Here is a 14,797-nt window from a genome sequence, read left to right as displayed (position 1 = left end):
CGCCCCTCGGCCGTCCGCCGATCGCTGTTCAGATGCCGCTCAGGAGGCCGACGGAGTCGAGCCCGGCGGTGGTGGCGTCGTGCCGCCCGCCTCCGGCCCCGTCTTCCCGGTGCTTCCGGTGCTTCCGGTGCTCCCCGTCCCGTCGTCCTTGTGCGCGAGGCGGTCCATGGCGTCCTTGGCCTTGCCCGTGCCGGTCTGGATCTTGTCGCTGTACTTGCCCTTGGTCTTCTCGTCGACCATCTTCGCGGCCTTGTCCAGGCCGTTCTCGATCTTGCCTCCGTGCTGCTGCGCGAGGCCCGAGACCTTGTCCTTCGCCGGGGCGAGTTTGGCCTTCCAGTTGTCCATCAGACCCATGGTCATCCTTCCCACGCGGGGCCGTTACGTGCGGGCGCCCTCACCGGCCTCGTTGTCGGCGGCCACCTCGGCGGACTGCTGTTTGGGGATCTCGACGCCGTCGGCGGCGTCCGCGGACCCGGCGGTCGCGACGGCCTCCGTCGCCGTCGTCTCCGCCGCTTCCTCGACCCCTGCCCCGGCCTCGGTCCCCGACACCTCGTCCGCCGCTTCGGCGGGCAGTGCCTCGACCGTCTCCGTGTCGGTCACCGCCTCGGCGGTCGACGCCTCCTCCGTAGCTTTCGACCTCCGAAGAATCCGGTCAAAAACGCCCATATCAACTCCATACGCTACTCGTGCGGGCGAAATCCCGCGTAGCCCGGTGCGTCCGATTGCGTCGCCCGGGTCACCGCCTCCAGAAACCGGCGGCGGGATACCTCGCATCGGGCAACGACCCCACGCGCGTGCTGTCACGTAACTCGTTCGAGGCGAGGGTTCGACGTTTGCGAGACTGGGGACGTGAGCAGCGCACCCCCCGCCCCCCGAGTCATCGCCGTCGTCGGACCGACCGCGGCCGGAAAGTCCGATCTGGGCGTCTTCCTGGCCCAGCGCCTAGGTGGCGAGGTCGTCAACGCCGACTCCATGCAGCTCTACCGAGGGATGGACATCGGCACCGCCAAGCTGACGCCCGAGGAGCGCGACGGCATCCCGCACCACCTCCTGGACATCTGGGACGTGACGGTCACCGCGTCGGTCGCCGAGTACCAGCGGCTCGCCCGCGAGCGCATCGACGCCCTGCTCGCCGAGGGGTGCTGGCCGATCCTGGTCGGCGGCTCCGGCCTCTACGTGCGCGGCGCGGTCGACAACCTGGAGTTCCCGGGCACCGACCCCGAGGTCCGCGCCCGCCTGGAGGAGGAGCTCGCCCTGCGCGGCTCCGGCGCCCTGCACGCCCGCCTGGCCGCCGCCGACCCCGAGGCCGCGCACGCCATCCTGCCGAGCAACGGCCGCCGTATCGTCCGTGCCCTGGAGGTCATCGAGATCACCGGCAAGCCCTTCACCGCCAACCTCCCCGGCCACGACTCGATCTACGACACCGTCCAGATCGGCGTCGACGTGGCGCGCCCCGAACTCGACGAGCGCATCGCGCGCCGGGTCGACCGGATGTGGAGCGCGGGCCTCGTGGACGAGGTGCGGGAGCTGGAGGCGCGCGGCCTGCGCGCGGGGGTCACGGCGTCGCGCGCGCTCGGCTACCAGCAGGTGCTCGCGGCGCTCGCGGGGGAGTGCACGGAGCAGGAGGCGCGCGCGGAGACCGTGCGTGCCACCAAGCGCTTCGCGCGCCGTCAGGATTCGTGGTTCAGACGCGATCCCCGGGTGCACTGGTTGAGTGGGGCTGCGGCGGATCTCACAGAACTTCCGCACCTGGCACTGGCGTTGGTCGAACGACCGGTTACAGCCTGATCACGTCATGGCATCGGGACGCTCCGGCCGCCGTTCCGGCCTCCGGGGGCGTGCCATCATCGAGCTTCGATCGACCAAGTGGAGTCCGAGTTGGGAGGGCGCGTGGCGATGGAGGCCGGCCCTCGCGAGACCGCAGAAGGCGCTGAGCAGGTCACCGCGGACCGTGGTGAACCGGAAGAGGGCGACGGCAGGCTGAGCCCGGACGGCCCGGACGAGATCCAGGGCGGCGTGACCGCCGACGGTCCCGGGCCCGACGAGATGTACGCCGGACCCGAGGTCGAGGTCGAGCTGCGACCGCAGCGCCGTCTGCGCATCTGGCAGCTCGCGCCCATCGTGGCCCTGGCCGCGGTCGGCTCCCTGATGTTCGCCTTCCCGCTCGCCTTCGACTTCGGCGACAGCGGGGCCGTGATCGCCATGCTCGGCCTGCTCATCTGCTCCTGCGCGGCAGGCTGGGGCATGATGGCCGCCCGCCGCGTCGGCTCCACCTGGCCGGGCTTCCCGCAGCGCGGCTCCGGGGGGCGCCCGGACTATCGGGTCGTCATCGCGTACGCCCTCGCGGTGGGCGCGGTGGTGGTCCTCGCCGTGTGGCGCGTGGCCAGGCTCCGCTAGGCCGTGTCCGCAAGGTCCCGCCTGCCTCGCGACGCCCGGCACGCACGCTCGCCGCACCGCCCGGAAGCCCAAGTACGTCCAGTACGGGGGCTTCCGGGCGGCACACCGAGCGCACGCACCGGACGCCGCGAGGCCCGCCCTCCGGGCGGACGACGGGACTTTGCGGACACGGCCTAGGGCCTGTCACCGTGATCGCCGGGTTGTCGTAGGCACCCCGTACGATCGAGGAATGAGCACGCGGATCGCCTTCCTCAAGGGGCACGGCACCGAGAACGACTTCGTGATCGTCCCGGACCCCGAGAACGCCATCGACCTGTCCCCGGCCGCCGTGGCCGCCCTGTGCGACCGCCGCGCGGGCATCGGCGGCGACGGACTGCTGCATGTGGTGCGGTCCGCCGCGCACCCCGAGGCGCGCGACATGGCGGCCGAGGCGGAGTGGTTCATGGACTACCGCAACGGCGACGGCTCGATCGCGGAGATGTGCGGAAACGGCACCCGTGTGTTCGCCCGCTATCTCCAGCGCGCCGGTCATGTGGCCGAAGGTGACTTCTCGATCGCCACGCGCGGGGGCGTGAAGACCATGCACATCGCCAAGAACGGCGACGTCACCACCGGTATGGGCAAGGCCCGCCTCCCCGAAGGGGACGTCAAGGTGAGCGTGGGCGACCGCAGTTGGCCCGCGCGGAACGTGAACATGGGCAACCCGCACGCGGTCGCCTTCGTCGACGACCTCGCCGACGCCGGCGACCTGTACGCCCCGCCGCCCTTCAGTCCGGCCGCCGCCTACCCGGACGGGGTCAACGTGGAGTTCGTGGTCGACCGTGGCCCCCGGCACGTCGCCATGCGCGTGTACGAGCGCGGCGCCGGCGAGACCCGCTCGTGCGGCACGGGCGCGTGCGCCGTCGCCGTGGCCACCGCGCGGAGAGACGGCGCCGACCCCGCCGTCACCGGGACGCACGCGACCTACACCGTCGATGTGCCCGGGGGAACGCTGGTGATCACCGAGCGGCCCGACGGAGAGATCGAGTTGACCGGCCCCGCGGTGATCGTCGCCGAAGGCGAGATCGATGCCGAGTGGCTGGAAAACGCCATCCGCTGAACGGGTGAAACATAGCCGCGGTCGTCCCGGGCGCCCTGATTCCAAGTCTCCGGCGTCCGGCGCGGCTCGAAAGCACGGCTGACCTCGTATGCCGTGGCGCAAAACCGTAAACCTTCCGACCTTCGCTCGAATGGGTGATCCGTTTCACGCTCGGCGAGAGGCGGTCAGTCGCACGTGGTGGGCTCGGTAGCATCAAGCACCGGCCCGGACGGGGGATCGTCACCATCCCCTGAGCCGAGTACGCCATGGGGCACCCGTCCGCCGGTCAAGCAGCCGGAGGTGCCCATGAGTGCGGAGGCCACGAACCCTGCGACCCCAGGCCCTGTGACCAACACAGTGCCCCGCAGGAAGGCCCGCCCCCGGATCGACCTGCGCCGGCTCGGCCGGGCCGCCCTGCTCGGCCCCACCGCGCGCGACCGGCTGCCGGACGCCATCGGCCATGTCGCCGAGGCGCACCGCGCCCACTATCCCGACGCCGACCTCGAACCGCTGCGCCGCGCCTGGGTGCTCGCCGAGTCCTCGCACCGCGGCCAGATGCGCAAGAGCGGCGAGCCCTACATCACGCACCCCCTCGCCGTGACCCTGATCCTCGCCGAACTCGGCGCGGAGACCACGACGTTGACGGCCTCCCTGCTCCACGACACCGTCGAGGACACGGAAGTGACGCTCGATCAGGTAGGCGAGGAGTTCGGCGCCGAGGTGCGCTATCTCGTCGACGGCGTCACGAAGCTGGAGAAGGTCGACTACGGCGCCGCGGCCGAGCCGGAGACCTTCCGCAAGATGCTCGTCGCCACCGGCAGCGACGTCCGCGTGATGTCGATCAAACTCGCCGACCGGCTGCACAACATGCGCACCCTGGGCGTGATGCGCCCCGAGAAGCAGGCCCGCATCGCCAAGGTCACCCGGGACGTCCTCATCCCGCTCGCCGAACGGCTCGGCGTCCAGGCGCTCAAGACCGAACTGGAGGACCTGGTCTTCGCGATCCTCCACCCCGAGGAGTACGACCACACACGCGAGTTGATCGTCGACAACGCCTCCCGCGCGGACGACCCGCTCGCCGAGGTCGCCGACGAGGTGCGCGGGGTCCTGCGCGACGCCGGCATCCAGGCCGAAGTCCTCATCAGGCCACGGCACTTCGTCTCCGTGCACCGCGTCGCCCGCAAGCGCGGACGGCTGCGCGGCGCCGACTTCGGCCGCCTCCTGGTACTCGTGAACGAGGACGCGGACTGTTACGGCGTCCTCGGCGAGCTGCACACCTGCCTGAAGCCCGTCGTCTCGGAGTTCAAGGACTTCATCGCCGTACCCAAGTTCAACCTGTACCAGTCGCTGCACACCGCCGTCGCCCACACCGACGGCCAGGTCGTCGAAGTCCTCATCCGCACGCACCAGATGCACAAGGTCGCCGAGGCCGGCGTCATCGCGCTCGGCAATCCCTACGCTCCTCCTTCGGAGGAGCAACAGGCCGCGAACGACGGCGAGCGCGCCGACCCCACCCGGCCCGGCTGGCTCTCCCGCCTGCTCGACTGGCAGGAGGGCGCGCCCGACCCCGACACCTTCTGGTCGACGCTCCGCGAGGACCTCGCCCAGGACCGCGAGATCACCGTGTTCCGGCCCGACGGCGGCACACTGGGCCTGCCCGACGGCGCGACCTGTGTGGACGCCGCCTACGCGCAGTACGGCGAGGACGCCCACGCCTGTATCGGCGCCCGCGTCAACGGCCGCCTGGCGACCCTCAGCACGGTCCTGAAGGACGGCGACACCGTCCAGCTCCTCATGGGCCAGGACCCGGCCTCCGAGCCCTCCAGGGAGTGGCTGGAGCACGCGCACACGCCCGCCGCCCGGATCGCCATCCAGCGCTGGATCGCCGCGCATCCGGGAAGCGACGACGGTGCGGGCGCCGCGGCAGACGACAGGGCTCGGAGCGTCCGTACGGCGCCCCCCGCCTCCGAGGACACCTCGAACCCCTTGGACGCCCCGGCCACACCCGTGGTCGACCAGCCCGGCGCGACCGTACGGCTGGCCGGCTGCTGCACGCCCGTACCGCCCGACGAGGTCACCGGATTCTCCGTACGCGGCGGGGTCGTGACCGTCCACCGTGTGGGGTGCAGCGCGGTGGCGCACATGAAGGGCGTGGGGCGCGCGGAGGTCGGTGTGCGCTGGGGGGACACCACCGAGTGCCGGGTCACGCTGGTAGCCGAATCGTTCGGCCGCCCGCATCTGCTCGCCGACCTCACCGAAGCCATCGCCCAGGAGGGCGCGGAAATCGTCTCGGCGACCGTCGAACCCCCCACCCAGCAGCGCGTCCGCCACACCTACACACTCCAACTCCCGGACGCGGCCCACCTCCTGACCCTCATGCGGGCGATGCGCAACGTCCCGGGGGTCTACGACGTGAGCCGCGCGCAGCACCACCAGACGTCGGCCTTCTGAGCGGGGCGCGAACTCCGACGCCGGCCGCGTGAGGTGCGCGCTCGGCGCTCGGTTTTCGCCTCCCTGTAGAAGGGCTTTTGAGACGCGCACCTGGAGGGGCCTTTGCGACGTGCACCCGGAAGGGCCGTTGACACGCACACCTGGAGAGGCCTTTCCGAAGCGCGCCCAGAGGGGCCCTTGCAACGTGCGTCCGCTGTGCGGCCCCGGAACACCCCGTTCGAGTGGGCCGGTCGCGAGTCGTCGCCGTATGGCACGCGCGCGCTGGTAGCGGTGGTGCATGCTGCTCACCCCCCGCACCGGCACGACCGGCAACGGCGTCCCCCGCACCGGCTCCGGCGATCAGGCCCCCCGGTCGCGCACCAGGAACTCCCGACGGCTGAAGGCGGCGCTGCTCGCCTCCGCCGTGTCCGTCTGCCTCGTCGCCGCGACCGCGCCGCCCACGCCCCTGGGGGTCGGTGACCGCCTCTTCCCGACCCTGGGCAACCCGGGCTACGACGTGGCGTCGTACGACCTCTCGTTCACGTATCCCGGCAGCAACAGCAAGCCCCTCCAGGCCGTCACCACCATCGACGCGTGGACGACCCGGACGCTGGACCGGATCAACCTCGACTTCGCGCACGGCACCGTGGACTCGGTCGAGGTCGACGGGCGGTCCGCCGACTTCGCCAGTGCCGGTGAGGACCTGGTCGTCACTCCGGAGAGGCCGATCCCCGAGGGGAGCTGGACCCGGATCACCGTGCGGCACACCAGCGACCCCGTGTCCGCCAAGGGCGAGGACGGCGGCTGGGTGCGCACCAAGGACGGGCTCGCGATGGCCAACCAGGCCGACGCCGCCCACCTGGTGTTCCCGTGCAACGACCATCCCTCCGACAAGGCGATGTTCACCATCAGGGTCACCGCCCCCAACGCCTACACGGCCGTCGCCAACGGACTCCCGGCCGGCGTCGACAAGGTCGGCGGGAACACCACCTGGACGTACCGCACCCAGCACCCCATGGCCACCGAACTCGCCCAGGTGTCCATCGGCCGCTCCGCCGTGCTGCACCGCACCGGGCCGCACGACCTGCCGATGCGCGACGTCGTCCCCGCCAAGGACGCCAAACAGCTCGAACCGTGGCTCAAGAAGACCCCCGACCAGATCGCCTGGATGGAGAGCAAGGTCGGCCGGTACCCCTTCGAGACGTACGGGCTGCTCATGGCCGACGCGTCCACCGGCTTCGAACTCGAGACGCAGACGATCTCTCTCTTCGAGAAAGATCTCTTCACCGAGCCCGCCTACCCGAAGTGGTACGTCGAGTCGATCATGGTGCACGAACTGTCCCACCAGTGGTTCGGCGACAGCGTCAGCCCCCGCACCTGGTCCGACCTGTGGCTCAACGAAGGACACGCCACCTGGTACGAGGAGCTGTACGCCGAGGAGAAGGCGCACCGGCCCATGGACACCCGTATGAAGGCGGCCTACGAGGCATCCGACCGCTGGCGCGCCGCCGGCGGACCGCCCGCACTGCCCAAGGCGCCCGCGCCCGGCCAGAAGATCGGCATCTTCCGCCCGAACGTCTACGACGGCGCCGCCCTCGCCCTCTACGCCCTGCGCCAGGAGATCGGCCGCCCGGCCTTCGAACGCCTGGAGCGCAGCTGGGTCCACATCCACCACGACGGCACGGCCACCACCGCGGACTTCGAGGAACTCGCCTCCGCGATCTCCGGCCGCGACCTGAGCGACTTCTTCAAGGCCTGGCTCTACGGCGCGAAGACGCCGCCGATGCCGGGTCACCCGGACTGGAAGTCGCAGGCACCGGTGAAACAGCGCGGCGAGGGGCAGTGAATAAGGCAGTGACGCGGCGATCCGCGCCGTGCGACCATCTTCAGGTCGGCGGCGCGGGTACCGGGACACACCGGGCAGCCATCGGGAATCCGGATTCGCCGGGAATCTCCGGAGGCACTCGCACGTTATGACCTTTGCAGGACTCCCATCGACGTAAGGACCCAATGACCTCCTCTTCTTCCCCTTCCCAGGACACTGAGCGCTTCGCGCACGCCTACCCCGAAGGTCTTCGGGCCGATGCCCTGATGGAAGAGGACGTCGCCTGGAGCCACGAGATCGACGGAGAGCGGGACGGCGACCAGTTCGACCGCTCCGAGCGCGCGGCCCTGCGCCGTGTCGCCGGCCTCTCCACCGAGCTCGAGGACGTCACCGAGGTCGAGTACCGACAGCTCCGCCTGGAGCGCGTCGTACTCGTAGGCGTCTGGACCACCGGCACGGTCCAGGACGCGGACAACTCGCTCGCCGAGCTGGCAGCCCTCGCGGAGACCGCGGGCGCGCTGGTGCTCGACGGTGTCGTCCAGCGCCGCGACAAGCCGGACGCGGCCACCTACATCGGCTCCGGCAAGGCGAACGAACTGCGGGACATCGTCCTGGAGACCGGCGCCGACACCGTCATCTGCGACGGCGAGCTGAGCCCGGGCCAGCTGATCCACCTCGAAGACGTCGTCAAGGTCAAGGTCATCGACCGTACGGCCCTGATCCTCGACATCTTCGCCCAGCACGCCAAGTCCCGAGAGGGCAAGGCACAGGTCGCGCTCGCGCAGATGCAGTACATGCTGCCGAGGCTCCGAGGCTGGGGTCAGTCGCTGTCCCGTCAGATGGGCGGCGGCTCGGGCGGCGGCCTCGCCACCCGTGGTCCCGGTGAGACCAAGATCGAGACGGACCGGCGTCGTATCCGCGAGAAGATGGCGAAGATGCGCCGGGAGATCGCGGACATGAAGACGGGCCGCGACATCAAGCGCCAGGAGCGCCGTCGTCACAAGGTGCCCTCGGTCGCGATCGCGGGTTACACCAACGCCGGCAAGTCCTCCCTGCTCAACCGCCTCACGGGCGCGGGCGTCCTGGTGGAGAACGCACTGTTCGCCACCCTCGACCCGACCGTGCGCCGGGCCGAGACCCCGGGCGGACGGCTGTACACGCTGGTCGACACCGTCGGCTTCGTCCGGCATCTGCCGCACCACCTGGTCGAGGCCTTCCGTTCCACCATGGAGGAGGTCGGCGACGCCGACCTGATCTTGCACGTGGTGGACGGTTCGCACCCGGTCCCGGAGGAGCAGCTGGCCGCCGTGCGCGAGGTGATCCGGGATGTCGGCGCCACGAAGGTGCCCGAGATCGTCGTGATCAACAAGGCGGACGCCGCGGACCCGCTGACGCTCCAGCGGCTGATGCGGAACGAGAAGCGCTCCATCGCGGTCTCGGCCCGCACCGGCCTGGGCATCGACGAGCTGCTCGCGCTCATCGACAACGAACTGCCGCGCCCCTCGGTCGAGATCGAGGCGCTCGTGCCGTACACCCACGGCAAGCTGGTCGCCCGCGCCCACTCCGAGGGCGAGGTGATCTCCGAGGAGCACACCGCTGAGGGCACCCACCTCAAGGTCCGTGTGCACGAGGAACTGGCGGCGGAACTCGCGCCGTACGTCCCGGCACCGCTGGCCTGACCGGTCGTAGCGGAGGCCGTCGAAACGGCCGTGGTCAAGGGCTGCGGCGAGTCGAAACGGTCGTAGCGCAGAGGCTGTGGCCGCGGAAATGGTCGTAGCAAAGGCCGTGGTCGTGGCCGTGGAGACGGTCGTGGCAAATGCCGTGGCCGCGGAGACGGTCGAGGAACAGCCCGAAGGCCCGCCCCCAACTCGCTTTGCGGGGGCGGGCCTTCGGTGTGCGCGTATCTGTGCGGGTGTCACCGACCGCCGTGCGTCCTGCTCATGTTCTCGTAGAGCGACTCGGCGGTGGCGCCGAGTTGGGGGCCCGCGAGCCAGGTGTTGTCGGTCGGGCCGATCGAGGTGTTGGAGACCAGTTCGGTCCTGCCGTCGACCACACGGAACCAGCCGCCGCCGGACGAACCGCCGGTCATGGTGCAGCCGATGCGGTACATCGTCGGCAGGGTCGTGTCCAGCGACAACCGGCCGGGCCGGTCGAGGCACTTGAACATCTTCAGACCGCTGTACGGCGGCGCGGCCGGGTAGCCCCAGGCGCCCATCGAGCCGACCTGGGTCGCGGAAGGCGCCGAGAAGTCGACGTCGAGCGCGGCACCGACCGTCTCCTCAAGGGACTTGGAACCGGACTGCGGCTTCACATGCAGGATCGCGTAGTCGTACGCGGCACCCGCGCCGCCCGTCTCCGAACCGCCCTGGATCCACTGGTTCGAGGTCGACGCCCAGTCCGCCCACCACTGGCCGTAGGGAGCGATCTCCGACGCCGAGGCGTTGCTCAACCGGGAGGCGGACTCACCGAGATCGTTGTACGAGGGCACGAACTCGATGTTGCGGTACCAGCCGCCGTCCTTGCCCGCGTGGACGCAATGGCCCGCCGTCCAGACGAGGTTGGACCTGCCGGGGTGGTTGACGTCCTTGACGAGCGTCCCGGAGCAGACCATCGAACCCTCGGGGGAGTCGAAGAAGACCTTCCCGACCGGGGCCGCGTTCCGGTGGTACGGCGTCTTCTCGGCCACGGCCTCGACGGGCGTCGGCTCGGGGTCGCTGACGCCCTGGTCGGCGGCGGCGTCCTTCGTCGTGACCGTCTTGTTGGCCTCCTCGGCGGACTTCATCCGCTCGGGCTTCCACAGCCCCTTGATCACCGGATTGACGAAGTCCTTGGCCGAGCTGAGCCACTTGTCCCTGTCCCAGTCCTTCCAGCCGCCCTCGGCCCACTTGTCCACGTCGACGCCGTGCCGCCTGAGCTTGTCGGCGACGGACGACGGAATCCGGACCCTGTCCTGGCCGGAGGCCTGTGTGGCGGTGGCGGCGGGCTTGTCGCTCGCGGAGTCGTCGCCGTTGCAGGCGGTCGCGGTGAGCGACAGTGCCGCCACGAGACAGGCGTCGCCCGCGCGGATCGGTCGCGGACGTGCTGATGGAACGCATGGTGCGGTTACCCCCGTGGAGACTACTGGTCTTCTGCCGCTGGTCGTTGAGGCCGATCACGTCCCGGCGATCACGTCTCAGCGATCACGTCTCGGCGATCGGGTGCCGCTGACCGTGCCGCGAGACCACTATGCCTGGGGAGTTGGGGACGAACGCCGGTGAGGCGGTGAGGTTCCTGTGAGGCACCCCGTCGGCACCCCGCCGGCGGCTGTCCCCCGACTGTCCCCGCCGTCGCGCTTACTGGCCGGCGAACTTCTTGCTGACCGAGTCGTACACACCCTTGGCCACGTCACCCAGCCGCGGACCCGCCAGCCAGCCCGAAGTCACCGGCCCGATCGAGGTGTTGGACACCAGCGCCGGCTTGCCGTCGGAGCCCGTCTCGACCCAGCCGCCGCCCGACGAACCACCCGTCATCGTGCAGCCGATGCGGTACATCGTCGGGTCCGAGACTTTGATCGACAGCCGCCCCGGCTTGTCCGTGCACTGGTACAGCGTCGAACCGTCGTACGGCTTCGCCTCCGGGTAGCCGGTCGCCGTGATGGTGGACACCTTCGGTACGGCAGGCGCGTCGAAGTTCACCGGCAGCGCCGAACCGACCGTCTCCTCAAGGGACTTGCCCCCGGTGCCCTTCTCCGGGGTCACATGGATCACTGCGTAGTCGTACGACGAACCCTGGCCGCCCGTCTCGCCGCCCTGGTCGATCCACTGCTGCGAGGTCCGCGCCCAGTCCGCCCACCAGACACCGTACGGAGCGACCTGGTCGCGGGTCGCGGACTCCAACTGCGCCGCCGAACGGCCCGAGTTGTTGTACGACGGCACGAACGCGATGTTGCGGTACCAGCCGCCCTTCCTGCCCGCGTGCACGCAATGGCCTGCCGTCCAGACCAAGTTGGACTTGCCCGGGTGCGCCGGGTCCTCGACGACCGTGGCCGAGCAGACCATCGTGCCCTCGGGGGAGTCGAAGAACACCTTGCCCGCCGTCGCCGCGTTGGCGTGGTACGTGGGCGACACGGCCTTCGCGTCCACCACCGCGGGCGTCGGATCGGTCACGCCCTGGTCGCCGGAGATGTCATTGGTGTCGACACCCTTGTCCGGGACGTCGGCGCCCCGCATCCGGCCGGAACTCCACAGCCCCTTGATGATCGGGTTGATGTAGTCGTCGGCCTCACGCAGCCAGTCGTCCCTGTTCCAGTTCTTCCAGGCGCCGTGCTTCCACTTGTCGATGTCGATCCCGCGCTCTTTGAGCTTGTCCCTGATGTCGTCCGGGATCTTGATCTTGCCGTCACCGGTGCCACTGCTGCTCGCGGACGCCGTGGACTGCCCATCGGCCTTCGTGTCACTGGACCCGCACGCGGTCGCGGTGAGCGCGAGCGCCGAGGCGAGGGCAACGGCGGCCAGCACGGGGGAGGTTCCGCGCCGCGCGCCCCTCCCATGACGGGCGCTGAAGGACGGCCGTATCGATCGCATGGTCTTGACTCCCCCTGGGTGAACGGACGGTGCGCTTCCGACGGTGATCTCAGCCGGACCTCATGGCGAGTCCGGCCGACCTCACGACCTTCGGAACGGCACCACACACTATGCGCTCGCTGTGGGCGACTTCCCACGGAACGGCAACGGTTTCGCTACGGCAAGGATCTTGAGGCAACCCGTAACCCGCTGCGAGGTGCGGGGTTGGTAGCGGTGGGGAGTCTGCTGCCGATGCGCGGGTCCATCCCTGTGCCCGTGGCGACATTGGCCCGGCGGTAGGGCCCCGGCGACCGCGCCGGTGGTGATGCGAGGACTCAAGTCGCCTATGGGCGGCGAAGGGATGGCGGTGGGCGGGGAGCATGCGGGCGGCCAGGGGCGGGAGTTGGGGGTCGGGCGGGGTGAGAGCGCTCTGTGGGTTCGGTCGGCGGGTGAGGGGGTCGGGGACGCCTTGGAGTGTGAGTCGGCGGCGTGGGGCGGGGGCGGCGGTGCTTCGGGGGGTGAACTGGTGCGGGGTGGGGACGGGGCTGTTCCGGAGGGGCGGTTGACGGGGGACGGGGGTGGCGATGTCTCGGGTTGTGGGGTGGGGTGTGATGGGTTTGAGGAGGCGCGGGGTTGTGGGGTGGGGAGCGGTGGGTGCGAGGGGGCGCCGGGTTGTGGGGCGGGGTGTGGCGGGTGCGAGGATGTGCCGGGTCGTGAGCTGACGCGTGGCAGGTGCGAGGATGTGCCAGGTCGTGAGCTGACGCGTGGTGGGTTCGAGGGCGCCTCGGGCAGCGAGTCGGCGGGTGCCGGATGCGGAGTTGTCTCGGGTGGGGAGGCGACGCGTGACGGTTGCTGGGGCGCTCTGAGTCGTGAGTCGGCGGGTGCGGGGTCCGGGGAGGTACCGGGGCGTGAGCTGACGCGGGACGTGTACAGGAACGTTCCGCGCCGCGACCCGGTGCGTGACGGGTACGAGGGGATTCTGCGGCGGCACGCGGTGCGCGAGGCGGCGGCGCGGACGTACGCGCGGGCCCTTCCCATCGTGCCGGTGCGGGCGCGCGGCCTGACCGTCGAGGGCGCGGACGGCCGCCGATACCTGGACTGCGCCTCGGGCGCCGGCGCGCTGGTCCTCGGGCACAACCACCCGGTGGTCCTTGAGTCGATCCGCAGCGTCCTCGACTCGGGCGCTCCGCTGCACGCCTACGACCTTGCCACGCCCGTCAGGGACGCCTTCGTCACCGAGTTGCTCCGCACGTTGCCGCCCGGACTGGCCGACCACGCGCGCGTGCGGTTCTGCGGACCTGCCGGTACCGACGCGGTCGAGGCCGCGCTCCAACTCGTCCGGGACGCTACTGGCCTCACTGACCACACCGGCCTTACTGACCGCACCGCCCGCACTGAAATCCTCGCCTTTGCCGGCGGCCAGCGCGGGGTGACCACTGTCGCGTGTCAGGCGTCAGGAGACGCTGTCGAAGGTGAACTGTGCTCCCCCTGGGCGGAGTTCGCGCTCGACGCTCCCGAGTTCGGGCTGCCGAACCCCAAACCCGCTGGCGTCCTCCTCGAACCCGTCCAGAGCGACGGCGGAGTGATCCCGGTTCCCGACGACTGGATGCGGCGCATCCGGCACACCACCGCCACCCACTCCATCCCGCTGATCGTCGACGAGACCGAGACGGGAGTCGGTCGAACCGGTGCCTTCTGGGCTGTCCAGCACAGCGGTGTCATCCCCGACGTGATGGTCCTCTCCAAGGCCATCGGCGGCAGCCTGCCCCTGTCCGTGATCGTCCACCGCGACGACCTGGACATCCACCAACCCGACGCCCACGTAGGCGAGTTCCGCGCCAACCAACTCGCCATGGCCGCCGGCACCGCGACCCTCACGTACGTCCGCGAGAACGACCTCGCCGGTCGCGCGGCCGATATCGGGGCGCGGATGCTGAGCCAACTCGGCAGGTCGGTGGGGGAGTTCGCGTGCGTGGGGGACGTGCGGGGGCGGGGGCTGATGATCGGGGTCGAGTTCGTGGGCGGGGAGGGGACGGGAACGGGAGCCGGATCGGGAGCGGGTGCTGGAGAGGCTGAGGGTGCCTGGGCCGTTGCCGGTATGGAGGCGATGACGAAGTGCCAAGGTGCCTTTGTCGACAGAGCAGTTGAGTCGCAGCACAAGCCCCGCTCGGCCCCTACCCGCGCAGCCGAACTCGCCGCCGCAGTTCAACAGGAGTGCCTGCGCCGCGGCCTCATCGTCGAACTCACCGGCCACCACGCAAACGTCGTACGCCTCCTCCCACCCCTCACGATCACCGACGAGCAGGCTGGCGCGGTCCTCGACCGGTTGTACGACGCGGTGGAGGCTGTCGCCCGCGGCCAGACCGGAGGTAGCGGTACCGGAAGCGGCGTGGGCGGTGGCAGCGGGCGTGCTGGCCGCGCTGACCGTCGCTTCGACTAGCCCGTTACCGGTGCGTCGAGCCGACCGCTCCGGAGGGCGCAACGCCACCGGGCAACAACTCGACCGATCCCAAAGACCAGTTGCGG

At 70.5% G+C, this 14,797-nt stretch carries 11 protein-coding genes; 7 read left to right on the top strand and 4 right to left on the bottom strand.

Annotated features, from left to right (window positions below):
• Positions 1 to 39: 39 nt before the first annotated feature.
• Both ACIRB1_RS07290 and ACIRB1_RS07285 read right to left on the bottom strand, forming a co-directional pair.
• Positions 40 to 354 carry an antitoxin gene (locus ACIRB1_RS07290; RefSeq protein WP_403464847.1) on the bottom strand — a complete coding sequence of 105 codons (315 nt, stop codon included), beginning with the start codon at positions 352 to 354 and terminating at the stop codon, positions 40 to 42.
• A 24-nt stretch (positions 355 to 378) separates the two neighbouring features.
• Entirely contained in the window at positions 379 to 666 is a 288-nt protein-coding gene (locus tag ACIRB1_RS07285; RefSeq protein ID WP_403464846.1) for a hypothetical protein, read from the bottom strand.
• Between the two features lie 183 nt (positions 667 to 849).
• Here ACIRB1_RS07285 and miaA point away from each other — a divergent pair, with 183 nt between their 5' ends.
• The 6 genes from miaA (at position 850) to hflX (ending at position 9,409) form a co-directional block, all read left to right on the top strand.
• Complete coding sequence (gene miaA, locus ACIRB1_RS07280) at positions 850 to 1,788, top strand: tRNA (adenosine(37)-N6)-dimethylallyltransferase MiaA (RefSeq protein ID WP_403464845.1); 939 nt, start codon at positions 850 to 852, stop codon at positions 1,786 to 1,788.
• A gap of 108 nt (positions 1,789 to 1,896) precedes the next feature.
• The gene (locus ACIRB1_RS07275) at positions 1,897 to 2,397 is read left to right on the top strand and encodes a hypothetical protein (protein WP_403464917.1); all 501 of its coding nucleotides are present in this window, start codon (positions 1,897 to 1,899) and stop codon (positions 2,395 to 2,397) included.
• Positions 2,398 to 2,626: 229 nt separating this feature from the next.
• On the top strand, positions 2,627 to 3,496 hold the full coding sequence (gene dapF, locus ACIRB1_RS07270) for a diaminopimelate epimerase (RefSeq protein WP_403464844.1): 870 nt from the start codon (positions 2,627 to 2,629) through the stop codon (positions 3,494 to 3,496).
• A gap of 285 nt (positions 3,497 to 3,781) precedes the next feature.
• Entirely contained in the window at positions 3,782 to 5,926 is a 2,145-nt protein-coding gene (locus ACIRB1_RS07265; RefSeq protein WP_403464843.1) for a RelA/SpoT family protein, read from the top strand.
• 277 nt (positions 5,927 to 6,203) lie between these two features.
• On the top strand, positions 6,204 to 7,751 hold the full coding sequence (locus tag ACIRB1_RS07260; protein WP_403464842.1) for a M1 family metallopeptidase: 1,548 nt from the start codon (positions 6,204 to 6,206) through the stop codon (positions 7,749 to 7,751).
• A 164-nt stretch (positions 7,752 to 7,915) separates the two neighbouring features.
• Positions 7,916 to 9,409: a GTPase HflX gene (gene hflX, locus ACIRB1_RS07255; protein ID WP_352185279.1), complete on the top strand. Its 1,494-nt coding sequence runs from the start codon at positions 7,916 to 7,918 to the stop codon at positions 9,407 to 9,409.
• 236 nt (positions 9,410 to 9,645) lie between these two features.
• On the opposite strand, the gene ACIRB1_RS07250 is transcribed toward hflX, so the two are convergent.
• Positions 9,646 to 10,773: a trypsin-like serine peptidase gene (locus tag ACIRB1_RS07250; protein ID WP_403464841.1), complete on the bottom strand. Its 1,128-nt coding sequence runs from the start codon at positions 10,771 to 10,773 to the stop codon at positions 9,646 to 9,648.
• Between the two features lie 289 nt (positions 10,774 to 11,062).
• Positions 11,063 to 12,292, bottom strand: coding sequence for a trypsin-like serine peptidase (locus ACIRB1_RS07245; protein ID WP_403464840.1), 1,230 nt, complete (start codon positions 12,290 to 12,292; stop codon positions 11,063 to 11,065).
• Positions 12,293 to 13,196: 904 nt separating this feature from the next.
• Between ACIRB1_RS07245 and ACIRB1_RS07240 the strand changes: the two genes are divergently transcribed.
• On the top strand, positions 13,197 to 14,711 hold the full coding sequence (locus tag ACIRB1_RS07240; protein WP_403464839.1) for an aminotransferase class III-fold pyridoxal phosphate-dependent enzyme: 1,515 nt from the start codon (positions 13,197 to 13,199) through the stop codon (positions 14,709 to 14,711).
• Positions 14,712 to 14,797: the final 86 nt, after the last annotated feature.

This window comes from Streptomyces sp. NPDC096013 (genome assembly GCF_044763565.1).
Classification (GTDB): domain Bacteria; phylum Actinomycetota; class Actinomycetes; order Streptomycetales; family Streptomycetaceae; genus Streptomyces.
The sequence above is the reverse complement of the archived record's forward strand: the minus strand, read 5'-3'. Positions and strand labels throughout refer to the sequence as shown.